17 protein-coding genes are annotated in these 23,459 nt (G+C 39.7%); 5 read left to right on the top strand and 12 right to left on the bottom strand.

Going from position 1 to position 23,459, the window contains the following annotated elements; all coding sequences use genetic code 11:
- Nucleotides 1-243: 243 nt before the first annotated feature.
- The 3 genes from OLW01_RS17825 to OLW01_RS17815 all read right to left on the bottom strand — a co-directional run bounded on the left by OLW01_RS17825 (nt 244) and on the right by OLW01_RS17815 (nt 3,198).
- The gene (locus OLW01_RS17825; RefSeq protein WP_268076856.1) at nt 244-2,037 is read right to left on the bottom strand and encodes a malectin domain-containing carbohydrate-binding protein; all 1,794 of its coding nucleotides are present in this window, start codon (nt 2,035-2,037) and stop codon (nt 244-246) included.
- A gap of 262 nt (nt 2,038-2,299) precedes the next feature.
- Complete coding sequence (locus OLW01_RS17820; protein WP_268076855.1) at nt 2,300-2,467, bottom strand: hypothetical protein; 168 nt, start codon at nt 2,465-2,467, stop codon at nt 2,300-2,302.
- The gene (locus OLW01_RS17815) at nt 2,464-3,198 is read right to left on the bottom strand and encodes a hypothetical protein (protein WP_268076854.1); all 735 of its coding nucleotides are present in this window, start codon (nt 3,196-3,198) and stop codon (nt 2,464-2,466) included. The genes OLW01_RS17820 and OLW01_RS17815 overlap by 4 nt, the downstream gene beginning before the upstream one ends.
- Nucleotides 3,199-3,331: 133 nt before the next feature.
- Here OLW01_RS17815 and OLW01_RS17810 point away from each other — a divergent pair, with 133 nt between their 5' ends.
- Nucleotides 3,332-4,444, top strand: a complete 1,113-nt coding sequence (locus tag OLW01_RS17810) for a helix-turn-helix domain-containing protein (RefSeq protein ID WP_268076853.1) — start codon at nt 3,332-3,334, stop codon at nt 4,442-4,444.
- Nucleotides 4,445-4,736: 292 nt separating this feature from the next.
- Here OLW01_RS17810 and OLW01_RS17805 read toward each other — a convergent pair whose 3' ends face one another.
- Entirely contained in the window at nt 4,737-5,069 is a 333-nt protein-coding gene (locus OLW01_RS17805) for a right-handed parallel beta-helix repeat-containing protein (protein ID WP_268076852.1), read from the bottom strand.
- Between the two features lie 463 nt (nt 5,070-5,532).
- Here OLW01_RS17805 and OLW01_RS18535 point away from each other — a divergent pair, with 463 nt between their 5' ends.
- Nucleotides 5,533-5,724 (top strand): immunity protein Imm33 domain-containing protein, encoded by a 192-nt coding sequence (locus OLW01_RS18535; protein ID WP_428980208.1) that lies wholly within the window; start codon nt 5,533-5,535, stop codon nt 5,722-5,724.
- Between the two features lie 198 nt (nt 5,725-5,922).
- Here the strand turns inward: OLW01_RS18535 and OLW01_RS17800 are convergent, their stop codons facing one another.
- The gene (locus tag OLW01_RS17800; protein WP_268076851.1) at nt 5,923-9,213 is read right to left on the bottom strand and encodes a TonB-dependent receptor; all 3,291 of its coding nucleotides are present in this window, start codon (nt 9,211-9,213) and stop codon (nt 5,923-5,925) included.
- Between the two features lie 841 nt (nt 9,214-10,054).
- Here OLW01_RS17800 and OLW01_RS17795 point away from each other — a divergent pair.
- Nucleotides 10,055-10,222: a hypothetical protein gene (locus tag OLW01_RS17795; protein ID WP_268076850.1), complete on the top strand. Its 168-nt coding sequence runs from the start codon at nt 10,055-10,057 to the stop codon at nt 10,220-10,222.
- Nucleotides 10,223-10,425: 203 nt separating this feature from the next.
- On the opposite strand, the gene OLW01_RS17790 is transcribed toward OLW01_RS17795, so the two are convergent.
- Together OLW01_RS17790 and OLW01_RS17785 are read right to left on the bottom strand one after the other, a co-directional pair.
- Nucleotides 10,426-12,498 (bottom strand): TonB-dependent receptor, encoded by a 2,073-nt coding sequence (locus tag OLW01_RS17790; RefSeq protein WP_268076849.1) that lies wholly within the window; start codon nt 12,496-12,498, stop codon nt 10,426-10,428.
- A 301-nt stretch (nt 12,499-12,799) separates the two neighbouring features.
- Nucleotides 12,800-13,396 (bottom strand): TetR/AcrR family transcriptional regulator, encoded by a 597-nt coding sequence (locus OLW01_RS17785; RefSeq protein ID WP_268076848.1) that lies wholly within the window; start codon nt 13,394-13,396, stop codon nt 12,800-12,802.
- 109 nt (nt 13,397-13,505) lie between these two features.
- Between OLW01_RS17785 and OLW01_RS17780 the strand changes: the two genes are divergently transcribed.
- Both OLW01_RS17780 and OLW01_RS17775 read left to right on the top strand, forming a co-directional pair.
- Nucleotides 13,506-14,642, top strand: coding sequence for an MBL fold metallo-hydrolase (locus OLW01_RS17780; protein WP_268076847.1), 1,137 nt, complete (start codon nt 13,506-13,508; stop codon nt 14,640-14,642).
- A gap of 256 nt (nt 14,643-14,898) precedes the next feature.
- On the top strand, nt 14,899-15,189 hold the full coding sequence (locus OLW01_RS17775) for a hypothetical protein (RefSeq protein ID WP_268076846.1): 291 nt from the start codon (nt 14,899-14,901) through the stop codon (nt 15,187-15,189).
- 168 nt (nt 15,190-15,357) lie between these two features.
- Here OLW01_RS17775 and OLW01_RS17770 read toward each other — a convergent pair whose 3' ends face one another.
- The 5 genes from OLW01_RS17770 to OLW01_RS17750 form a co-directional block, all read right to left on the bottom strand.
- The gene (locus OLW01_RS17770; protein WP_268076845.1) at nt 15,358-17,187 is read right to left on the bottom strand and encodes a HEAT repeat domain-containing protein; all 1,830 of its coding nucleotides are present in this window, start codon (nt 17,185-17,187) and stop codon (nt 15,358-15,360) included.
- A gap of 84 nt (nt 17,188-17,271) precedes the next feature.
- The gene (locus OLW01_RS17765; protein WP_268076844.1) at nt 17,272-17,532 is read right to left on the bottom strand and encodes a hypothetical protein; all 261 of its coding nucleotides are present in this window, start codon (nt 17,530-17,532) and stop codon (nt 17,272-17,274) included.
- A 229-nt stretch (nt 17,533-17,761) separates the two neighbouring features.
- Nucleotides 17,762-19,006 carry a glycoside hydrolase family 16 protein gene (locus OLW01_RS17760; protein WP_268076843.1) on the bottom strand — a complete coding sequence of 415 codons (1,245 nt, stop codon included), beginning with the start codon at nt 19,004-19,006 and terminating at the stop codon, nt 17,762-17,764.
- Between the two features lie 109 nt (nt 19,007-19,115).
- A complete protein-coding gene (locus tag OLW01_RS17755; protein ID WP_268076842.1) occupies nt 19,116-20,780 on the bottom strand; it encodes a sodium:solute symporter family protein in 1,665 nt (554 codons plus the stop codon).
- Nucleotides 20,781-20,795: 15 nt separating this feature from the next.
- Entirely contained in the window at nt 20,796-23,078 is a 2,283-nt protein-coding gene (locus OLW01_RS17750) for an FAD-dependent oxidoreductase (protein WP_268076841.1), read from the bottom strand.
- Between the last annotated feature and the right edge of the window lie 381 nt (nt 23,079-23,459).

Below are 23,459 nucleotides of genomic sequence, written 5' to 3'. Positions count from 1 at the left end.
CTTGCACGTCACAAGCCCAGTGTTGAGTTCTGCTTATATAAGGAAATAAATAGGTTTGTCGTCATGGCTGACTTTTTTCATGGCGAGTGAAGCTAGACCGTTTTCGGCCGTGATTTTTAACGCATTGTTTTCATTTTGCAAGTTTAGACCGTATTTACCTGACACAGATTGTTGAACGCCCTCAATTTGGCAGGGCGTGCCTGCCAAATTGAGGAAAAAAGGTCTGAAAAAATAAAGGTAAATCTAAGGTAATTCACAACCTTTGTCGTCAACACTTGCACCAGCAAGCGTTGTTGCACATTTATCATCAAAATTTGCAACGCCGTCTTGATCAGCATCGCCCCAAGCGTCTACATCTAAGTAACGTATAGAAAACGCAGCTAAAGCTAGATTAATGTCAAAACTTGCAATTGCATTGGTTTGTATGCCCGATTTGTATAGGTCTTCTGTGGCTGTATTAACAATTGAGAATTTATAAGCGGCATTAGCACCGACAATAGAGTACACGTCTAACGCACTGGCAATTTGCGCACCTTGACTGTAAATGTCGACAGCACGCTGGCCAACTTTGTTGTGTTCAATTTCAGCAAAGTAATAGTCTATTTGATATGTTGAACCCGGGTTAATAGTAATATCACCTATCATTTGCTCTGCGTGTAAGGCAAACCAACCGCCATTGGTTTGCTGATTTTGATATAAAGCATCGTCATCTGTCCCTTGTATGTCTTCATCTGTGGTTAAACCCGCCCAGCCAATACCCGTAAATAATTGACCATCTTTAGCAGTATAATCTGCTCCACCAAAGTTATAAGCATGCACATAAGTGCCAGCCATCTTGCCGTTTACTTTTACCTGAATATTTTTAAAACCTACTTCGCCATCACTGTCGGTAATTGCCACTTTAATATCTGGTCGGCCGCCCGGTAAATTAGCCAGCGCACTTACATTTTCTCCAATCCACTCATATGGTCCCGCGCCTTCAATATTGGCAACTTCAATACCATTTACAAACAGCGTCGCTTTGGTGGTGGTTTTAGCTGTATCTGTTGCTGAGGCGGTGATTTTTAATTCAGTAGGTTCAACCAACAAAGACCTATCCGTAGGCGAAAGAGCTATATCAAAGGCAGAGGGTAGTGGACCGGTTTCAGTTTCAGGATCTGGTTCAGGCGCTGCGGGCGGCACCCACATTGCATTGAGCATTGGCAGTTTCACCGATTCAACTCTGTCCAAACTTGTCGCATAAGTTTCGGATACATTATTACTTGAATTTAGCGCTCTAAAAATCACTAACCTATCTAGTGCGTGGTAGGTAGAACGTGCTGAAATTTGAATTTCGTAAACACCGGCTTCATCAAAATCTGCATATATTGGGTGGATATTGTTGTCGCTGGTATAGGTGTGCCACACCCAAGCATCCGCTGGTGTGCCAAATCGATAAATCTTCAATGCGCCTTTTGCACTGCTGCCATGCGGGGCTTCGCCATCACAGCGATTAAAATGCTCTTGCTGCCGTGGGCAAACGATGTGCCCTGATGAATTTTTGCCATAAAAATTGGGCGAAATTACTTTTAGCCAAGTGTCGTTATGGTCACTCGGTGAGGTGCCATGCCTAATTGAATTGCGCCACATCAACCTATAAGTGCCTGGATTATTGATTTCTAGCTCTATGGTTATCATGCCAGTTTCTGGTGTTTGAAACGCTTGATAGGGTGTCCATTGAATATAACCTGTGCCCGATGCACTGCTATCAGAGACAAATTCCCAACCTGTTGGGTAATCTAAATTTTCAAATTCAACGACAGCTAAACCGTCTACTTCTTGCAGCACTTCTTTCGCGGTCGGATCACGCTCAGGTTCAGGTTCAGATTCAGGTTCAGGTTCAGGCGTGGGCGTCGGTGTTGCCTCTGGTGCCTCCACATTTTCAATTGGCTCAGCTGAATCATTGTTAGAGGTAGAGCCAGAGTCACATGCGCTCAGTGCTACCACAGTTGCCGCTGCCCCAAGTAGTTTAATCGGTTGTGAATAGTTAAATTTCATTGTGAGTTTTCCTTGTTGTCATTGCCTGCATATATACCCGTGATGCCTCAATATGCTTAATTTCAGCCGTATCAGGCATTTTTAGCCCGGCCCTCTGGGAGCTTCACAGCGCTTCCACTACTTCGTTATATTGGTTCGAAAGGTGACTACATTCCTTTACCAATATGCCTTGTATTGAAAGCGCTGTGATAGCTCTGAAACATGCATCTTGAAGTAGCACGGGTATAAATTAGTTTTACGCTATGGCGCTTGGCTGGCTTTGTTATATCCCGCTACCAATTAACTGCTTAAGCTTTTCTGGGCTGCCATTCTCATCACCTAATAACAGGTAATAAACCATGCCAGCGTCTGAACAGTCCGCTACGCCTTTTGGGTGTTGCAACATACGTTGATAAATCCAAGATACACTTTCATCTGAGTGATTTTTCATCCAGTTCCACACCGACCAGTCATGTTTAGAGTTCCACAGTACCTTAGGATCCCATTCACCGTTTTGATCTTTAATTTTTTGTATTTAAGTCTATTGCCACTGAGTGCCTTGGTTTGAGTTAAGGTGTGGTGGACTTTATACTTTGCAACTGGCTTTTTATCGAATTTAGGATCACCGCGGCGCAGGTGATTATCGTTATAGCCGCTGTGAGATAGCACATATACATGGTTTAAACTTTCCGCTTTACCTTGCAGTAGGACTTGTTTTACTACGCGATAAAAAAATTCACTCGGCCCCATATGAACGAAGTACAAAGGATCTTTTGCGGTTGAAATGACAATTTGTTCAACCAAGCTATTCAAAGCTTGATCATACTGTTCAGTGACATCAAAAAAACGTTTTTGATCGAACCGCCAATAATTGATTGCGCCTTTAACACCAATTTCCATTTGATTAGTGGCAGTTGTGTGGACAGGTGAATCAATAAAGTTGTTGTAAGAAAAGTGGACTAATCTGTCTTGCAGTTTTAACTTGGCAATTATTGCAAGTGCAGCTGGTGTTGCGCCCCAGTCGTCAGGATCAGCTGTCGTCCAAAAGTGCAATTCGTCTGGTTGATTATTACCGTCGGCACTAATAGCGATACGGTTATTATTATATTGCCAATTATCCGCCCACACGAAGTTGATATTGAGTAACCAAGTAAGTGCAAACACTAAATATTTAAAACGCATAAATTTTCCAGTTAGTTAACATAAACCAACCAAAATTTAGCTAATGTGTAACAAAGAGTCTAGGTAACGGGGATTATTATCAGGTATGATACTGTTAATTTATTTATGAAACGTCTTAAAAACGCCAATCGCCATGAGTTATATAATCTGTAAAAATAAATTGCTAGAACAACTTAAAAAGATTAATGACAGCAATGTGTTAGGCCGTTCTGCTAATTTAGCTAACTTGTTGTCTTATTTAATTGATAATGAGATAAAAAGAATTGAGCAAGGGTCAAATACTACAAACTCGCCAAAAGAAATCGAAATTGCCATAGCCGTGTTTGATAAGTCGGCTGATTTTAACGTAGCCGAAGATGCATCAGTACGTGTGCATGTATCTAGGTTGAGAAAAAAACTACAAGACTATTATCAAAAGCAAGGCTGTAAAGAGCCCATTCAGCTATCCATACCTGTTGGTGAATATAAAATTGAGGTGGTGCAAACCAATAAGCTAGAGACAAACCGCTTACAAACAATTAGCCGGAAATTTGGCTTAAACAAAAGCTTAATTGCTGTTTTGGCTGCGAGTTTATTGTCAGTAATTACTCACTTTTGGTTAGTGAAAACAGCAAAGCCCGCCAAACAAACACAAGTAAATACTCAACAGGTAAATACTATTTGGCAGCAATTTAACTTTGGTCAAACCTCAAGCCTGATTGTGCTGGGTGCATCGAAAAATCAAGCGAGTAAAAGCCATATATTAGCGTTGAAAAATATCTTGTCGCTGTCTAACGACTTTAGATACACACCAATCAAATTTACTGATGAACTGACCACTAAAGACTTAAAACAACAGAATGTTATTTATATTGGCCACTACCAAAATTTGGGTTTATTAAGCAGCTTTATCCAAGATTCAGCCATAAAATATAACAGCCAAACAAATACGTTAACCACGCTGGACTCTGCAACTGAATACACTGCACCTGAAAATACTCAGCAGCAATACATTGATTATGGACTATTTGCTAAATTACAGGGGCCGCGAAAAAACACCTTATACATTTTATCTGGGTTTACCGATTCGGCTTTGCTGTGGCTTAGTTGGTTTTCAACTCATAACAAACAGAGCGAAAATGAACAAATTTCGTTTACCTTACCACAAGCAATAGAACAAGCAGATAATTATCAATTGCTATTTAAAGTACAAAGTATTAAAGGTGCAGATATTGACGCCGAGTTGATCTCAGCGTTGGAGTTTTGATACAGATAAACTGAGTCGGCTAGTTTATTCACCATCATTATTGAGCCATGTGGTATTTTCATGCTGTACAACACGATTCGATTACAAAACCACATATTAGGAAACCTTGTTTTTCTTCGCTCGCGTTGAAGATATTGTTATCTTGCTAAACATTCCAGCGCGTAACCTGGGCACCAATATTAGTTTCAGTACCATTTTCTTGAAAACCACCCGAGACTACTGGTGAGTGCTGTTTTAAGTTAATGGTGCCAACATTATTTCGGATAATGTTGTGGTGTGTTTCTATTTCAGTTCATATTAAAAAACGATTATCCGCGCCAATAACAACATTCTTTTCGACTAAATAACGCGCAGAGTGTGAATCTATATCAATGCCGTCTAACTTATTGTGAGTAATGAGATTATTGTGGACAAAAGCAACATTTTCACTTGCATGGGCGCTGCCATACAAGTGAACGCCTCTAAAATACGAGTTATCAATAAAATTATTTTTGATATCCACACGGAACGTACTTGAAACGTATATAGCATTTACTGCACCGATAATTGTTACGCCATCAACAACGATATCCTGAGCAGAATCAAAAGAATCAATGACAGATATATAAAAGATAATAAAAAACAATTAGTTAAAGGTTTGTTGCCTTTGGCTGTATTGGTTTTTATTAGTGAAGTTTTTAAACTTGGTAGTCATTTAGCATTTAGCTGATGTGTCTAATACTCTTTTAGAATCAACGGCAGCCACTTACAAGAGAGACTGTTAATTTATCGTTACTAGCTAAATGCAATGAAATAGATCCGACTAATGATGAAGCAAAAATCTTATATCTAGAAACCATTGTTTCATGGTTAGGTTATTGTGTTCATGAATGGCCGTCTGAGATATTGTATGGTAATGATGGTAAAAATATAGAGCAATGTGCCGCCATCATAAAGGATATAGAAGTCGTATGATCCCTAGACCGATAAAAACGATATCAAGATTTTATCAATGATTTTTTAGAGAAATTTCGTGAATACGAGGCAAGGCTTAACAAGCCTCTGAGCTAGGCGTAACGTAATGCGCCAATTAGGTGACAAGGATTTTAATGGTAATATGCATGAGAGTTGGCGTGAAGACCGTTCTGCCTTTTCTTGAAACTAAAGTTGGAATTGCTTTACCGACTTTTGGTAAGCTACCAATTAATGGCATTAGACACTGTCCGGAAAATGATACGAACGGCTGGTATTTTTGGTACGGAGAAACGTTATCGACAAAGCAAAATTTCTTTTCGCCATGAGCTTGGGTATTCTAATTTTTGTTTTGTACTGAATGTAACTTTGGTTTTTCTGGTCATTTCTATACCTTTAAGATTTCGCGAATTGTAAGCGATAAATCTCTGAAGTATCAGACCATTACTACAGACAATGTATATTTTTAAAATCTTGCGCAAACTGCACCTCCTTGTGCAGTGTGCTTCTAACGGTATTTTTTAACGTTAAAAAGTGGCTCGAACACCTAAGCGGTAGATGGTTCCCGTACTCCACTCGCGGATGGTTCTTGATTTATTTGCGTCTCCATCCAAAGCATTCCCTTCGCTTTGAAAGTTGCTATCAGACAGGTTGGTATAATATTGACGATAGGTGCGTTTATTAAGATTGACCGCATTAAAAGTTAATGTGATTGCGTCGGTTAATTGATAATTAGCCGATAAATCTAACTGACCGCCGCCTTCGTTCCAAAGTGCCCCAGATTCAAATGAACGACGCGCGAGCGAGTCGGTTCGGTAGTTATATGCTAAGCGTATTAGGTTGCCGTTTCTTTCCCAGAACGTCGACATGTTATATGTGTGCTTTGAAATATTTTCCATCGGCATCGCAGCATATACGGTATTTAAAGCCCCCACTTCTTCATCAGTGATTGAGTCGGAATAAGTGTAGTTAATGGCTGTACCTAAGCCTGAGAATAATCCAGGTAAAAAGCTAAAGTTTTGGTTATATCCAATTTCTAAACCTTTGTTGGTCCCACCTGAACCATTACGGATAGCTGAAATTAAAATAGTATCACAGTATTTTGAGGCTTCGCTGGTCACCGATTGCCATTGGTGTCTATGATCAACCAGACAATTTACGCCTTGCGCTTGCGCGGCTTCGTATTCCATGCTCTCGCCATTTGGCTTTTCTATTAAGATATCTTGAATCGGATCAAGGGTTGGTAGCTCTTCATCTGAGATACCTCGTAAATCCTCCCAATGGCCATTAATAGAGGCATTTTCTTCAAAGTTGCTCATGTCTTTATAAAAGAGAGCAGCCGTTAATGCACCACTGTCACCAAAGTACCATTCATAGGATAAATCATAGTTAATCGATTCGAGCGGTTCTAAATAAGGGTTGCTGACAGACCCATTGGAATTGCCGCCACCCCAGACAAATTCACGGATAGTATAACTGGGTTTTAATGAATCTATTTTAGGTCTAGCCATGGTTTTAGAGGTGGCAAAACGAATAACCATATCGTCATTGAGCTGGTAATTAAGTGTTAAACTCGGCAGATATAGATCAGTTGTATTACGGGCCCTTGATGCAAATTGAGCGGGATCGTCTGGGGTAGAGCCATCGACATATCGAGCTCGGCGATCAGGGGTTAGATCATAGTCGGCGTCATAGCAGCTTTGTCCTGGGATAGGGCTCCAAACACCGTTTGCATCGAAGCCACCGGCAGGATTTGCAATTTGATCGCCGTCTGCATTTGTTGTAAATAACTGTTCATCGGTACATGCGGGCAAGCTGCTATCTTCTGCAATTTTGATCAGCTCTCTATCCATAACCGCGGTATTTTGAAAGTCGACCGATGAGTATCCCAAACTTTCAACTTCAGTTTTAACATAGCGGATACCCAGGTTACCGGTTAAATCATCATCTAAAAACGAAAAATTGGCTTTTAAATAAGCCGCGCTATTCGTTAATGAAATGTCTCTGTCATTGGCTAAGTTAGGTTTTAGTCGCACGTTTTCACTGTTGGCGAATAACAAATCAAATGATTTACGTGCGTTAATGGTCCACCAACCATCGGTATTTGGGGTGCGTTGATAGCCAAGTTCTGCTAAAAAGTTATCGCCATGAGGCGTTAAGCCATCTGTTACTTGCGAAAGTCTAACAGAATCGATTGCTTGACCTAAAGTTTCTTGACCGTCAGGGTTTGGGACCCCTTCAAACCAGTATTCTTGGTTAAACACAGATTTATCACGGGTTTGATACTTAGCACCAAATTCTAATTTGGTGATAGGTCCCATAAAGTGATCATAATCAAAGTCGATATAGAGTGCTTTTTGCTTGTCTCGCATTAAGCGGTCGCGTGACACAGCTTGCTGCAAATGGATAGCATTTAAATCGTCAGGGTTGTAACCTGTGGTGACTATATTGTCATCTGGATCTTCGTCAGGTTCGCCTGTTTGGTTAGGACCAAAATCAACAATGCTATCGCCAGTCACAATATAGCATTGGCCCGAGGTACAGTCGTAGCCGGTTGGCTCTATTACATCAGGATCAACGGCTATTAACAGGTCGTCAGTGACATGAGCGTAATTATTAGAGTTTAAGTAGCTGTAATAGTCATCATCTGCAGTGGTTTTTGAATACCCTAAACGCAAATCCATTTGCAGTGCATCGGTAAAATAATGTTTTACCTCTAGGCTAAAAATTCGGTTATCAGTTTCAACGCCAGATTGAAGGCGATCCGTGCGGCCTCGGGCCGTTCTATCTAGTTTTTTTACAAACATTTGGTTGCTGGCATCGTAAACTAACCAAGGATCGTCGGGATCTAATATTCGCTCCATATCTTTATCTAAAAATGCATCGGTTGAACCAAGCGAGGCGATTGTATTGTCGTCAGTAACTCGATACTGATCTGACATGGTGGCATCTAAGCTAATTTCTGTATTATCGGATAGCGCCCATTGTAAAACTGAGGTAAAGCCTTTGCGCTCTAAATCATTTTGAAATAATTTAAAGCCGCTTTTAGAATTTACATAACCCGTTACTGGCCCGGTTAGTTCGCCTGTATCTGCATCAATTGCATTATCGGCACTAAAAACATTCAGTCGGTCAGTAAAAAACATGTCTTTGCGTTGAGCTTGGGTTTCGGTATATGCGGTAATGTACACACCTAAGCTATCATTTAAAAATTTGCTAGAAAATGAACCAGACAGTTTGTAGTCATTTTCTTCGGCAAAGTCATCGTATCTAGCTTGTGCCTCGAAAACCCGTCTATCCTCTTTCGCAGTCAACGGACGAAATGTTTTTAAAACAATATTAGCACCTAAGCTGCCTTCATCCTGATCGGCTGCTGCGGTTTTTATTACTTCGATAGAGTTTAAAATATCTGACGAGAAGGCACTTAAATCGACCGCTTGGTTTTCGGTGCTGCTGGTTAAAATAATTCCATTTAATGAGATGTTATTTAAGTTGGGGCCCGCGCCTCGCACCGTTACCGTAGTGCCATCACCTTCGCCGGCACCGCCGCCGCGTTGAATGGATACCCCAGTGATCCTTTGCAGTGCTTCGCCTATGTCTTGGTCGGCTGATTTACCAATATCTTCAGCAAAAATAGAATCGCTAATAGAGTCATTGAGGCGTTTGTTGCTCAGCGAGCGCGCTAAACTGCCTTTAAACCCTTTTATTTCGATAATTTCCACATCTGAATCTTGCTCTGCAGAAATAACATGGGGTGAACTAAATATAGCAGAGGTTATGGCAAGACTAATTGAGGTTCTACGTGCGAATTTTAACATCTTGATTCCTTATTGTGTTTAATATGTCGCCTTCATGTGAATCATATGTAAAATATCCCTGTTATATTTGAATGTAAAGTATTTTGCTAATTTTTTTTGTATTTGTTTAATTTGGTTTTACCTTAAGTTGTATTTGTTGTTAACCATACATGGTTCGTGAACACGTTATTTATTTTAAAAAACGGTTTGCCGACATAATAAGTTTGGCTCATAAGGTAAAGTTATGAGATACAATTTAAGGATACAAACAAAGTTAAAAACTTTGCTAGTCACGCTATTATTGGCCTTTAATTAAAACGTATTTTCCGCGCCGATAAACTTGGATTGTAGTGCTGGTTCTGTAGGCTGGGGAGTTGATGTTGCCTACTTTTATGGTGCCAACGAACAGTATCAAAGTGATATATTATTTGCTGATTACAGCGATAATTTTTCTATAAGTGGCGATAGCTTTAATTCAATGACCTCAAGCAATCGTATGGACGAATTTTTGCGGGGTATGTACTCCAAAGCTTTTTAGTTGATAGAAGTGCTCAAAATCTATCATTAAATTTTTCATCTGCTGCAGATTAATCTTATGGTACTTTTTATATAGTCGTGGTGGTTCAATCCTCGATTTTAAGACAGCCGGTCTAACGGTTGATATTAGCCGTTACGCCAGTCGAAACCTGAATTTGGAGTTTGGTATCGAAGACTTTGATTTTGGCTATGATGATGCACTTACGGTTTCTAATATTCAAATTAGCCAAGCTTCAGTGACAGTACCTGAGCCTTCTTCAATTATGGTTTTTGCGGCGACTTTATTTGCCTTACGGATTCCCCGTCATTGTTCGTGGAGGGTATGATGAAATCATTTAATTTATTTTCCATCAGCAAATTCATGGTCGCTGCAACGCTATTTTCTTGGCCGGCACATTTGGCCTCTGCCACTGCGCAAGGTGAGTGGCAAACACTAAGCGATGCAATAGTCGAGCAGAGCCCACGTTATATTCAGCGTAGAGTGGGTTACTAAAGAATCAATGACAGCCATCTATAAGAGAGACTATTAATTTATTTAAGTTTTTGTAATTTATCGTTTTTAGGTGTGCCTGTCTTTTGTTATTTAATAAGGCTAAGCCTGAGTACAAGGGGGCTTTTGGTTTGAATATTTTTGTTGGTTGGGTAAGCACAAAACTAGCCTCAGTTAATGAGGCTAGTTTTGTTAATTAATGAAAACTAAAAACTATAGTTCCAGTTTAAATTAACGCTGCGACCCCGCCCCGCAAAGTAACGCACTGGGTTTGCAGTTGTTTGCCCATAATATGAAATAAACTGTTTGTCAGTTAAATTGTCGATACCAAAAGCAAAGTTACCCCAGCTATGAGTGGCATAGTTAAATGCAACGTCAAGCGTGGTATAACCTTCAAAATTTGCACTTGAATCAAATGTTCTATCTGCTAAATGGTTTATTTGAAAACGAGAGTTAATGGCGTCACTCCAAATTTGTTGCCAATATACATTTAAACGCTCTGGCGCAATATTGGTGCCATCTAAATCGCTGTCTAGCTGACCATTGTCATTACTATCGTATCGGCCTTTAGTGTTGGCATAAGCCATACCTATAGTCGTTGCATCTGTAATAAACCACTGCGCGTCGGCTTCAATCCCAGAAATTTCTGTCTTTTCTCGGTTGACTAAATAAATGCCGTCGTCGTTTAGTGCTAAACGAGAACCAAGATCCGATTTAGATTGAAAATAACTGGTGCGAATTTGCCAGTTATCATCAACCCATTCAAAACCAATTTCTGTATTGTCAGAGATCACAGGTTGAAGGTTTAAAAATTCGTTTACTGATTGATTTGGTACGTTGATGCCCCTTAATACACGGCCTACATCCGGCATATTAAAACCTTCACTAAAACTGGCAAATAATCTTAATTTGTCTGTTGTTTGCCAAACAGCACCTAAGTTATGCATTAATTCGTTAAAGCTTGGATTACCCCCTTCAACCTGCGAACTATTCGCTGAATACAAGGTTGTAAAATCATCCACGTTTAGTTTGCCATATTCGTATCGGGCGCCATAACTAAAGGTGAAGTCTTCAATGCCTTTGTATCTTAGTTGAACAAATGGTGCCCAGTTGTCAAAAGTTGTTTTGGGTACCCAAATACGATTGGTAATGGCCAACTCTTGATAAGTTTCATCAGATAAATAATCGATACCGGTAATCAAGTCGAGTTTACTATTTGCTAAATTTGACTTAAACCAGGTAAGGCGGCTACCGAATTTAGTTGAGCGATTTTGTGATTGATCGTAAAGATCTTCACCGTAGGCAGGATCTTGAAATGTACCAGAATCTGTCGCCCCGTAAAGCGCCGCAAATTTTTGATAAAATAGCTGAAAGCTTAATTGTCCACTTAATAAATTTGTATGTTTGTAATCAGCCGATGCGGTTGTAATTTTGTTGCGTGGCGCTTCGCCTGGGTGATCTGCTTTTTCACTGGTTGCAGGTATTTCTTGCGCGACATCACCGGTCACCATGCCATAATCACCATTACCCTGAATGTTGTAATGGTTGACCATCAACTTTAAACTTTGCTCTTGGTCTATACTATATGCCAGCTTTACGAAAAGGTCGTATGACTGCGAATCCATTGTGTCGCCTTGAGTTGTATCAACGCCAACTAAGTCGCCGTTGCCATCTCGGTACATACCATTATTTTTAACTGAAACGCCTGCAATAATACCATCGTCTCGATCACCGCGACTTACTAGTAAACTTGCATTGTATCCGGTTGTATCACTGCCCATGCCTTTTGTCATACCGGCCGAAATAAAATGCTGAGTATCACCAGCCGATTTAGTGATGATATTAATTATACCGCCACTGGCGCCCATTCCTTGAATTGCGTTTGAACCATGAATTACTTCAATACGTTCAATCATTGCTGGATCAATAGTGCGACCTGCGCGGCCACCACTTCTAAGTGGATTTGATTGAGGCACCCCGTCAATCATATACAAAGGATCTCGGCCACGTAATTTTTCACCGGCATTTGACATTTTTTCACGGCTTGGCGAAAAAGCAGGAATTAGGTTACCAATTATTTTGGATATATCTTGAGTAAAAGCCAATTGAGATTGAATCTGTTCACTAGAAATAACAGAAATTGTTGCTGGAACAGTCGAAACAGGTACTTCGGCACGTGTAGCGGTTACCGCAATACGTTCAATTTCTTGATGTTGCTCTGATGCAAATGCAGATAAGGGCAGGGCTGCTACAACAGGTAACAGGGCAAATTTTTTCATGAGAAGCCTTAATTTATAACGGTTACTAAAAACGCAATTGAGAATTGTTCGCATTATAGTGTTTATTTAATATTAATCAATGCCTCTTGAAAAAATTGATTCTGTTTTATTTTATGCTTAGCTTTTTATATGCATTTTAAAATAAGTACTTCGTAAATATAGATAGCGATTGTTGTCCGATAATAATAAATAACGAAGAATAAATGACAATCACCTATTTAAAGCAGCATTGTGCCTGAATGGCGTGTTTATTAGGTCGTTTAAAAATACTGCAACTAATGTGACTTATTTTTTGTTTTTCTTATCGGCTATATTGATTGATAAACATCGACACTGCCGAATCGATTATTTTACGCCGTTCTATTGGGTCTGGAAAAGGCTGTCCTTGAACTACTTGAGGCCAAAAACAAAAGGCCTTAATTAAAGCAAAAAACTGAGCTGAAGCAAACGCGGCATTATCAACTGCCAATTTGCCTGCGGCATTGGCTTTATTAAGCCAGCTTACTAAATCGCCATCTCGGTTTTGTACCTCGGCTAAGGCTTTATTAATTCGCTCGGGAGAATGAATACTTTCAGCAATGAGTACTCTGACTAAATCAATAAATGCGTTGTCAGAGAGTAGGGCGATTTCTTGGCGTGCAATATCCGTGAGTTGGTCGCTGATTGGCTTATCATCTTGATATTCGACAAAAACGGCACTGTTAAATAAGCTAATCATTTTTTCTAGCATGGCGTCAAATAAAAGCTCTTTGCTTGGAAAGTGATTATAAACGGTCCGTTTAGACACGCTGGCTGCTAATGCGATCTGATCCATACTGGTGTTTTCAAAACCATTGCTTTTAAATTCTGTTATCGCAGCCGCTAATATTGCTTGTTGTTTTACTGCACTTCTTGCCATCTATTTTCTCGGCTAATACGTAATATTGTGTATTTTACACTAAGGAGTTTACTTTTCAATTAACTATAATTACACTATACAGTGTAGTTTACTCTAAAGAGATGTAGCAATGGTCAAAAAAACAGTCGTTTTATTAGTGGTTATAGGAGTTATTATGGGCGTGTGTACAGCAATTTTTTCTGAAAATAAAGATGAAAAACGAATAAATTCAGCGCAATACTCGCAAGGTAAGTTTCATAACTCAGTGCACTTTGACTCCATGTCACTGACTAAAATGCCAGCGATTCTTGCTAGGTATATCACTGAAAAACGTGTTGATGTTGAACCTAAAAAAGCGATTCCGTTACAAAAAATTACGTCAGAGATATTAGCCGCATTGCCTGATGATCAAATGACAGTGTTTCGATTAGGCCATTCTAGTTTTTTGTTAAAAGCGAATGGTAAATATTGGCTAATTGATCCGGTATTTTCAGAGCGAGCCTCTCCTTTTAGCTTTATCGGCCCTAAACGGTTTCATCAACCGCCAATTACGATTGAAAGCTTACCCAACATAGAGGGTGTGATTATTTCTCATAACCATTACGATCATTTAGATAAAAGTGCGACCAACGCGTTAGCCAACAAAGTAAATCGATTTTTGGTGCCGTTAGGTGTTGGCAACGAGTTGCTTGACTGGGGCGTTGACCAAAGCCAAATTTTAGAGTTTGATTGGTGGGAGTCCACTATTATTAGCGGTATTGAATTTACTTTTGCACCTACTCAGCACTTTTCAGGTCGTGGTTTAACAGATGGCAATGAAACGTTATGGGGATCGTGGGCCATTAAAGATAGCCGTGCGGATGATCAAAAAAATAGGCAAGAAAACAGCCAAATAGATGACCATCAATCAATTTTTTACAGCGGTGACAGTGGTTATTTTGCTGGTTTTAAAGAAATTGGTGAACGCTTGGGCCCGTTCGATTTAACCATTATCGAAACCGGTGCTTATGATAAAGATTGGCCAGATGTACACATGACACCAGAGCAAAGCCTACAAGCGCACATTGATGTTGGTGGTAAAAAAATGTTACCAGCACATAACGGTACTTTTGATCTTGCATTTCATGCTTGGTACGAGCCTTTAGTTAAAATTACTGAGTTAGCTCAAAATAATAATGTCGATTTAATCACCCCTATTGTCGGTGAACCTGTCAATATTAAAACCTCACAGAGTAACATTGCATGGTGGGAAGGACTTAATGAATAAAAACGTGCTCATCAACAGTATTAATGGCGCAAAGGTACGGGCAGTAGCTGTGATTAGCCCGTTGTAAATTGAGGTATTTTAAGCTGGATTAGTTCATTTTTATTTTTTTGATTGGTTTATTGAATATACAATTTGTGGTTTAAACGGGTAATGATATTAACGAAAAGCCAGATGAAGTCATTTTGCATGTTTGGACCTGTATGAGGCGAGCCCAGTAATGGTTCGTTCTAACACGGCTAAGTGACAATGAGCAAGGATGAAGGTGAATTTAGATAACAGACGACATGTTCAAATTGAGTATGCAGGTTTTTTATGCGTAGCTAGCCTTGCGACGCTAATGGCCATATTTTATTTTACCTTTTTCTCGCTAACGTATTGTTCTATTGGCTTATTTCTAGGTTTGATAATGGCTGTGGGATATCCTTTAGCTTGGAAAATCGGTCAATTTTGGAATTATTTTTTGATCCCCATTTTTATTTTGGTCGCGGGTTTTAGCATGGTGCTGGTTCTCAAGCCATCGCTGTATAAGGTTTTTGGTGGTTTTTAAAACAGAGCAATTACGCTCGTATTTAAACAATTGACTTATAACCACCAAGTTAACCAAGACCAACTCATTTTTAAAAGGGCAGAGAAAATTTAGTGTAAAAGTTGAGCAACCGTGCTTGCTAAATTGCAGTTTTAACATATTGCCAAGATAACGCACTGTAGACACTTATTATTTGCAACTGGCCATCCGCATTGAGCCATCTTGGGATAACAGAATACTCCCGCCATTATGGGTATTAATCAAAAGCTCACCGGTTTCAACAAACCAAGATGAGCGCGGCGCACCCGGTAATACTATCCACTCAGTTGTTTGCCAAGGCCCATCCTCTTTGTGCAGAAGCTGATAGATAATGCCATTATTCTGCCCCAAATGCGCTAAGCCAGTCGTGGCAATATAGCCTGTGCCAAATTCGTAAATATCCTCTACATTACGATCAAGTATCTTGGTAACACTTGTTTTATCTGCAATATAAACAAGCTCACCACCCCATTCACCACGATTACTGCCAGCTAACCAGCCACCGTCCCCTCGCAAAGCGACCTTTGGAACTTGTTTAATCTGTTTTCGGTGTTCAACAATATTATCTTTATTAACCACAATGGTTGCGTTAGGATCTGTTGCTTTTTGTTCAGCCTCATTATTTGCGCCATAACTTATTATAAAAGATGAATATGCAAGGCTTTTAAGTTTTTCGGCAGATGTATGTCGATACAACTTTTTATCTTTGGATTCAACTATAGGTTCTAATGCGATTTTTTCGCACACTTGTAAATCAAAGTTTCCGTAATTATAAAAATCGAAAACAAAGTTATTTTTATGCAAGCCAGCTTTGTAGTGCTCGTCATCATTAATACGCTGAATGGCTTTTTTTGCAGCTTCCTTAACCGGTGGGTACCAGTGTACCTCGGCTATAATTTTTAGAGCGGGTTCAGCTAGCTTAGATTTCATTCTGCCGAGTGCATCAGCCGCAACCCAATTAAGCTTAACATTGGAATGGTCATTTAAAAGTTCAATTAGTCTGTTGGCTGCTGGCGTGTATCCGATAAAACCTAAAGTTCTAGCGGACAGCACTTGAGTTTCGGAGTCACTACTACCTAACCCACGTATAATAGTTTCACCAGCCTCATATCCACTTAGCCCCAAATAAGCAACATTGACTAATTTGGAGCGATCAAAATTGATATTAAAAATGTCAGCATAAATTTTACCTGAGTGTTTTGATTTAATGCCAATCAGCGCTTGGTTAACCGCATCGGCCAACCTTGGTGTTGTTTCTTTTATCTTTAACAGCTTGTCTTCTATAACTAAACCCGGCTTATCTAAAAAACTGATCATCTCTAAAACGCCTAACCAAACCGATTCAGGGAGCGTTTTGTCGTCAAGTAATTTAATCAGTAAATTAGCGGCTTGTTCACGATCTTCTTCCATCCGACCTAAGACATAACCTAATAAATAATAGGTCCGGGCATCACAACCAAACTCGCATTTAGCGGCTTTTAATATTGCTGGGAAAGCATTCTCCCCAAAAAGTTTAAGTGCATAAGATTCTTGATTATGTGGAGAGCTAGATGCAATTAAATATTTTTTAACGGTTGCTTCGGCGGCTTTGGGTGTGCCAATTGTTGCCAATGCGGGGGCTAACCAAGAAACATCGGCCTCCAGCGCCTTAATCATTTGTGGCAAATATTTTTGGTCAATACTTTTCGCTTTTCTTAGCGCTACAGCGCCAATGCGCGCAATAAGTTTATCGTCGTCTGCAAGCAAATCAACAATATATGGCATGGCATTTTCGCCAAACGTTAAAAGCTTTACAATTATTGCGAGTTCTTCGTTTAAAGGGGATTGACCTGACGAGCGACTGGTATCTAAAACTTGATAGACTTTTGCAATACAGTCTTGGGGTGACGAGCATTCATCGGGTTTTACATCATTTGGCATTGCCGAACTAACGGCTGAAAATAGTACAAGGCAAAGCCAAATAACACAATTTATCTGCATGGGTGAGTTCCTTTGCAATGCTTAACATTTTTGTAATTCAGGCGCACGTTTTTGGTGGCACAAATTCCATTCAATAGGTTTTTGTTATGGGTTTTGTTCATCTTTACTTGCAACATACTGTTTTTCAGTATGTTTCCAAACAAAATGCGCCCAAGCTAACCCACCTATTGGAAAAAGGATCAAAGCAATTACAGGCCGAATCCACACATCTTCTGAGGGTTGACTAACTTCCATAAAAATTGACCATAAAATAGCGGTGGTGACTCCCCATCCTATAAATCCGTTTATCCAAAGAAATCTCTTTTTTCCTTTGGTCCGTGTTTTTTCCCATTTTTCGATATTCATTCCCATCTAACATCCTTAAAAGACAACTCACAAGACTATAGGGAGAATTGCGCCAACAGACAAATTTAAATTTAAAATGTGTGCTGAAATTGAAGTAAATCATAGGTGCTATTAAAATCTGTAATTACCTAAGTTGGCAATAAATATTGTTGGGATTCAGCAGCCCTAATTACAAAAATGCCCCAGCGTAATTTGCTGAAGCATTTTTAATTTTTTAACATTATAGCCGTTAGTTAGGTTTGCGCTTAAAGTAGCGCACGTAATCAACTTTCATGCTGGTGCCATCAATTTTGTCGGTGACCGGTCCATCCCACTTAATAATGGCTAAACTTAACCAAATGGGTGATAGGCTGTGCGAAAACTCATTTTTTTCGCGGCGGATTTCTTTACCATCGAAATAAAATACAATTTCCTGCTCGTTCCATTCTAAGCCCCAAGTATGATATTCCTCGGCAAAATTCACCTCGTTTTCAACATCTAAAGTAGCAATATCGTACCATTGATTGTTTTTAAAATACTGCACTTTAAAATTTTGTGTTAAACCTGCCCAGCTGCGCTCTTTGTAGCGCCACCCGTTTGCAAACTCAATTTCTGCAATCGTTTTTTCTGTAGGCCACGCTAGGGTTAACCATTTATCGCCTTCAAGTTGTGATGTCCAACTGCTATTTGGATTGTTATCCAAAACATTTTTGGGGTTAACCTTTTGATTGCGTTTACCGCTAATATCAATTTTTACGTTAGGGTCTAACGAATAATTAGTGCCCGATGCGGCTCCACCGGCCCCATAGGCGTTGAAGGTGCGCAAGTGAATGTAGTTTAAATCTTTTGATATAAAACGTATTTTTTTAGTGGTGACAGGTATCTCAAGCGGAAAATTATATTCGGCTTTGGCACCAAAACTCATGGTTCTGCTGTCGCTTGGGTGAGTGTTGCGACCGTCTGGCTTTTTAGTAATATCGCTCCAGTTATGAATATTGGTATTAACTTCATTGGGGTAATGCCCCTCGTTAATATCAATTTCAAACTTTTTACCCTTTTTAATAGTTTGATTAAGGGGGTAGGTCATCAGCCAAAAGGAGTTATTGGTGCCATTTGAAGCAGCATATTTATAGCGCGCTTCGTAATAACCATAACCAAATTGTTCTTTGGTTCTAATGCTGCCGGAGGTCCAATCTTGACCTCCGCGTTTTTCTTTGCGGTTCATTAGATACAAAACGCCATCTTCAATCTTAACGTTTTCACGCCAGCGGCTAGATAATATATGGCCACTTGGACTATTTTGCACATCCCAGCGCTTTTCTAGTTCTGAGTCTGGGCCATTAAACTCATCTTGCCAAGTTAATTGCCATTGTTCGGGGTTAAAGGATTTTTCCTCAACTTGTGGTTTTTCTGAGCTTAATTGCGCAATTTGTTTGGACTGACAGGCCATTAAAGCACTACAGGTGAGGGTAAGTAACAGTATTTTTTTAAACATAATTAAGTCTTTTATTTGTGTTGTTTGATTTTAAATTGTATAAACGATTTTTCCATTTAGCTGAATGGTGGTCTGTTTATATCCAATTACATATCCGAGTTTATTAAGGTTAGCGACTTGCCTTGTGGAATAAGCGGATGCCAACTAGCAAAATAATGCTTGCCATGGCTGCCACAATGAATCCATCTTTTTCAGCTACTGCTGACAGTGCTAGCATAATTAAGCCCGTTGCTGCTACGCCAAAACCAATGACTTTAATTCCTTTTTGATTTGCTTGTTGTGCGGCTATCTCGTCGGCTTGGGTCACTTGCGCTTGTTGAGCCTGTGCTTTTCTCGATTCGGTATAAAGGTGGTACTGACTCGACTTTTTGCCTTTAGTCCGTAAAATTAATTCAAAAAATAGCAACAATACCATCGGCGTAAATACACCTACCATCATTTCTTCAGCGCGAGTGAGGGAAAAATCAAATAAAGCCGGCGTAATAAATTTAAAGGTCGCATTAAGCGTTAAGCTAATTAACGAGGTTGAAAGTATGGTTTGACCAGTTTGATAATGTGAAAACAATAGCCAAATAGGGGGTAAAAATAAGGCACCGCCTGTTAACGCAGCTAAGCTCATTACAACTTCAACAATACCCCCAATTTTGGGCACTAGTAATGCGATTACAATAGTCCCTATGCCGAGCAAGATGGTAGCGATTCGGCCAACGGTTACTAAGCTATGCTGAGACGCCTGTGGTTTAAATTGTTTGTATAAATCGTTAGTAATAACACCTGCCGCAATGTTTAGCGTTGTATTAATTGAGCTGGATGTCGCAAAAATCATCCCGCCTAACATTAATCCTAACATGCCAACTGGTAATACTTGTTTGCACATTAATAAATACGCGCCCTCGTCAGCTAACCCTTGAAGTTCAGGGTGAAGTGCCCGATAAATCATGGGTCCAAGCATCCAGATTATTGGACTGATAGTGTACAGGGCACCAAATAACCAGCCTACTTTTTTTGCACCTTTCGCAGTTGCAACGCTGGTGTAACGTTGAACATAGGCCCAGTTACCCGCTATAAAAAACAAATTATATAACCCAAAAGCAAAAATAAAGGCCCAGGTGTATTCGTCGTTAACCAACGAGAAAAAACCTTCAGGTGCTTTATCTATAAAATTAGCCACGCCACCAATTTCACCAAAAGCGAGTGGTACTACAATAATGACCGCTGCTGCTAATACTACAAATTGCAAAATATCAGTCACAATAACAGCCCATAACCCCCCAACGGCGGTATATGCCAGTATTATTAGGCCCAAAACTATAATAGTTGTGTTCAGTGGTAATCCGGTTGAAACTTCAAGTAACTTGGCAACTGGATACAAAAATGCGCCGGTAGATAATACGGAGATAGTTAAAAAGATGGCAGAATAAATTTTCTGATATTTTTTACCCAACCTGAGTTGGATGTATTCTGCAGCGGTAACCACTTTGGTTTTTTGCCAACGGGGCGCAATAAAAAAGCCTATGATAAAACCGGCAATACACATGGTCCACTGAATGGTGATTGCAACCCAACCTGAACTATAAGCAATTGAACCCCAGACCACAAAAGTGCCGGAGGAGAAAAAGCTCATATATAAAGATAATCCACTCATCCACCAAGGTAAGGCACCGCCGGCGGAAAAGAAAGATTTTATATTTTTACCTGAGCTAGAAAAACTTAAACCGCAGCCTACCACTAGCAAAGTAAAAGTTAGGATTACGCCAATATCTATAGCAGTCATTTGATGAACTCCGGTTTAAAATACATCTATTTCAAATAGCGCAGCTGGCGAATTTTCCGATGGATGCTCTAATTCTATGATTAATTCATCAGTTTCAATGGGCTGATCAAATTGAATGTGATTGACGGTTTGGTAATTTTCAGTTTGACGATAAAGCACTTCGCCTGTTTTGTTTTTTATTAAGTAATTTTGAACACAACAGGGCATAATTTTATCTTGGTGTGGCATCCATACGGTTTCAAGCGCGTGATCGGCATCTGTATCAAAATAAAGCTTAATCCCTTTAATCGTTTTTAGCTCAGACCAGTTTAACTTAATATGAGGGGTCTTATCACTTGGCTTTGCTACCCAAGCATTTGATTTAAGCCATGGACGCATATACCCATTTTTTAATTGCTCAGCGCTGTAACAAGCTAATGCTGGTTCAATCGACATTGCAATATTATGACCTTTAGGACGTCGTTGTGGTGTCCAAAATTCAAACGAATCTATGCCAAAAACGGGATCCATTTCTTGTTTGCCATTATTTGAAACCGCTTTATGCACTTTATTAAAGACACTCAGCAATCCCGTTATTCGAGACTGAGATGTTTTAATGCTTATCTCATCATTAGCATGAAATATCAAAAACGCATATTGATTTGCGGTGGTGACATTGCTTAAATCAATTTCAATTATTTGCTCACCGCTGGCAATATCAAAAGATAAGGTTTTTAAACTGACTTCAGGCGTATAATTATAAGCTTTTTCACTCACTCGTAATTCACATGTGAGCTGAGTTTGGGATTGTGCTTTAACCTGAACTTTAATTTTATTTGCTGGGCCTTCAAGCAGCGGCAACATTTGGGCTGCGGCCATGTCTAATGACAACCAGTCACCGTTAAATGGAATTTCGCTTAAGGCAAGTGTGCTGGATGGGCTAATTTTGGCCTGATCAATTAAGCTACCTTGAGTATCTAACGGAATATTTGGGATGCCATGTGCAAACTGATTTAACCTTTGTTGTAAGGTTTTCATCTTTGTTTTTTCTAGTAGTGCTTTAGGTTGAACGTTTAATTCCTGGCACATAGCCGCGGCTGTACCCACGGCTTGCCCACCGTGTGCGCAAGTAATCATCACTCGTGTTGAGCCAAACGCCATATGAGTAGCGCTAATATTACGCCCAGCAAAAAACAGATTTTCAATATCTTTGCTCAAAAAACAGCGGTAAGGAATTTGATAAACGCCTTTTGAATGCCACTGGCTACAAGCTGGTTTATCACTGTAAACCCCTTCTGCCGGATGGATATCAATGGCCCAACCACCAAACGAAATTGCATCTTCAAATTGCCTTTGCTCAACAATGTCTTGTTGCTTAATCATATATTCGCCTTCAAAACGGCGGCTTTCTCGCTTACCGGGTACGGTGCCAACCCATTCAAGCGTTAAGTTTTCAACGCCCTCAAATTTTCCACTGTTTTTAATATAGTTCCATAAACCGTATACAATTCGCCATAATTCCCACTTAATATCTTCTGTCTCATAAATGGTATCTCGGATCCCTCCGTATTCAATCCACCATAAACGGCAGCCGGCGTCTGTTTCACTCATAATTTTGCTACGTGGAATGGTATTTTCAACATCTAAATGAGCGTAAGAGGGCGCAATATACTCAACTGGCTGGTCTGCGCTTTTGGAATAAAAGAAAATTGTATGGCCTAATAATTCTGTGCTTTCTTTTTCGGGGGCCAATTTTTCCCCGAATTCAGCTTGAGACTCTCCCCCTATGCGAAAGCTGGCACCGGCATTAAAAGCAACTAAGCCATCGCCTGTTGCATCAATAAAGTAATTTGCTTTGAGTTGGTAATGTATTGAGTTTTGGCTGCAAAAAGCATCCAAACTTTCAATTTTGGTATCAGATTTTTTGTTCACCTGATAAACGGCAGTATTTAATAATAAAGTGATATTGGGCTCTTGCACCACTTTATCTAATAAGACGGTATCAAAAACAATTGGGTTACCTTCTTTATTACGACGCAAATTATCCAGCATAATTTCATCAATAATACCGCCTTCACGTGACCAACGATTATTATTACCCATATGTGAAGTCGCGCCTAATGCCCATAAGCGTACTTCGCTAGATGCATTACCGCCCAATACGGGTCTGTCTTGTACTAATATAACTTTGCTACCCGCTCTGGCAGCAGCAATGGCGGCACATACTCCGGCTAGCCCACCACCTGCAATAACTGTGTCTGTGGTTAGTTCAATTAAACGGTTTTCTCTGGATTGTTGACTGAAAAGTGTTTTTTGCATAAAGACTCAAATTGTTAATTAATTTAACACTGTTGCTATAATAGATTTGTTTTTCAATCTTATCAATAGCCTCTAGCGTTATGCAAGCCTAAAATGAATTTTGAGATAGAGAAATAAAATGGATATAAATTAAACAGAATGTTTGTTTTTAACGTGAATAAGGCATGCAGCGGGTGGGGTAAAAACGAACTTGGTTCAATTGCCTGCTTTATTGAATCACGTTTATATTAATTATGTAGGGCGTGGTGATCTTTGCTGTATGATTTTTTGACTTAGCCCACTAGGCCTACACAAAAAAATCGGGAATGTTTTTAAACAGCTCTGCTGGCTTTAGCGTAAGGCAAGGATGCCTGAAGTAAACCAGCGCTGCGATTAAAAAGT

Origin of the sequence: Catenovulum adriaticum (assembly GCF_026725475.1) — a bacterium.
GTDB classification, from domain to species: Bacteria; Pseudomonadota; Gammaproteobacteria; order Enterobacterales; family Alteromonadaceae; genus Catenovulum; species Catenovulum adriaticum.
The sequence above is the reverse complement of the archived record's forward strand: the minus strand, read 5'-3'. Positions and strand labels throughout refer to the sequence as shown.

Coding starts and splice junctions, on each gene's coding strand:
- OLW01_RS17825 (WP_268076856.1), bottom strand. CDS start 2,037: ATGAAATTTAACTATTCACAACCGATTAAACTACTTGGGGCAGCGGCA.
- OLW01_RS17820 (WP_268076855.1), bottom strand. CDS start 2,467: ATGAAAAATCACTCAGATGAAAGTGTATCTTGGATTTATCAACGTATG.
- OLW01_RS17815 (WP_268076854.1), bottom strand. CDS start 3,198: ATGCGTTTTAAATATTTAGTGTTTGCACTTACTTGGTTACTCAATATC.
- OLW01_RS17810 (WP_268076853.1), top strand. CDS start 3,332: ATGAGTTATATAATCTGTAAAAATAAATTGCTAGAACAACTTAAAAAG.
- OLW01_RS18535 (WP_428980208.1), top strand. CDS start 5,533: ATGGTAATATGCATGAGAGTTGGCGTGAAGACCGTTCTGCCTTTTCTT.
- OLW01_RS17800 (WP_268076851.1), bottom strand. CDS start 9,213: ATGTTAAAATTCGCACGTAGAACCTCAATTAGTCTTGCCATAACCTCT.
- OLW01_RS17795 (WP_268076850.1), top strand. CDS start 10,055: ATGAAATCATTTAATTTATTTTCCATCAGCAAATTCATGGTCGCTGCA.
- OLW01_RS17790 (WP_268076849.1), bottom strand. CDS start 12,498: ATGAAAAAATTTGCCCTGTTACCTGTTGTAGCAGCCCTGCCCTTATCT.
- OLW01_RS17785 (WP_268076848.1), bottom strand. CDS start 13,396: ATGGCAAGAAGTGCAGTAAAACAACAAGCAATATTAGCGGCTGCGATA.
- OLW01_RS17780 (WP_268076847.1), top strand. CDS start 13,506: ATGGTCAAAAAAACAGTCGTTTTATTAGTGGTTATAGGAGTTATTATG.
- OLW01_RS17775 (WP_268076846.1), top strand. CDS start 14,899: ATGAAGGTGAATTTAGATAACAGACGACATGTTCAAATTGAGTATGCA.
- OLW01_RS17770 (WP_268076845.1), bottom strand. CDS start 17,187: ATGCAGATAAATTGTGTTATTTGGCTTTGCCTTGTACTATTTTCAGCC.
- OLW01_RS17765 (WP_268076844.1), bottom strand. CDS start 17,532: ATGAATATCGAAAAATGGGAAAAAACACGGACCAAAGGAAAAAAGAGA.
- OLW01_RS17760 (WP_268076843.1), bottom strand. CDS start 19,006: ATGTTTAAAAAAATACTGTTACTTACCCTCACCTGTAGTGCTTTAATG.
- OLW01_RS17755 (WP_268076842.1), bottom strand. CDS start 20,780: ATGACTGCTATAGATATTGGCGTAATCCTAACTTTTACTTTGCTAGTG.
- OLW01_RS17750 (WP_268076841.1), bottom strand. CDS start 23,078: ATGCAAAAAACACTTTTCAGTCAACAATCCAGAGAAAACCGTTTAATT.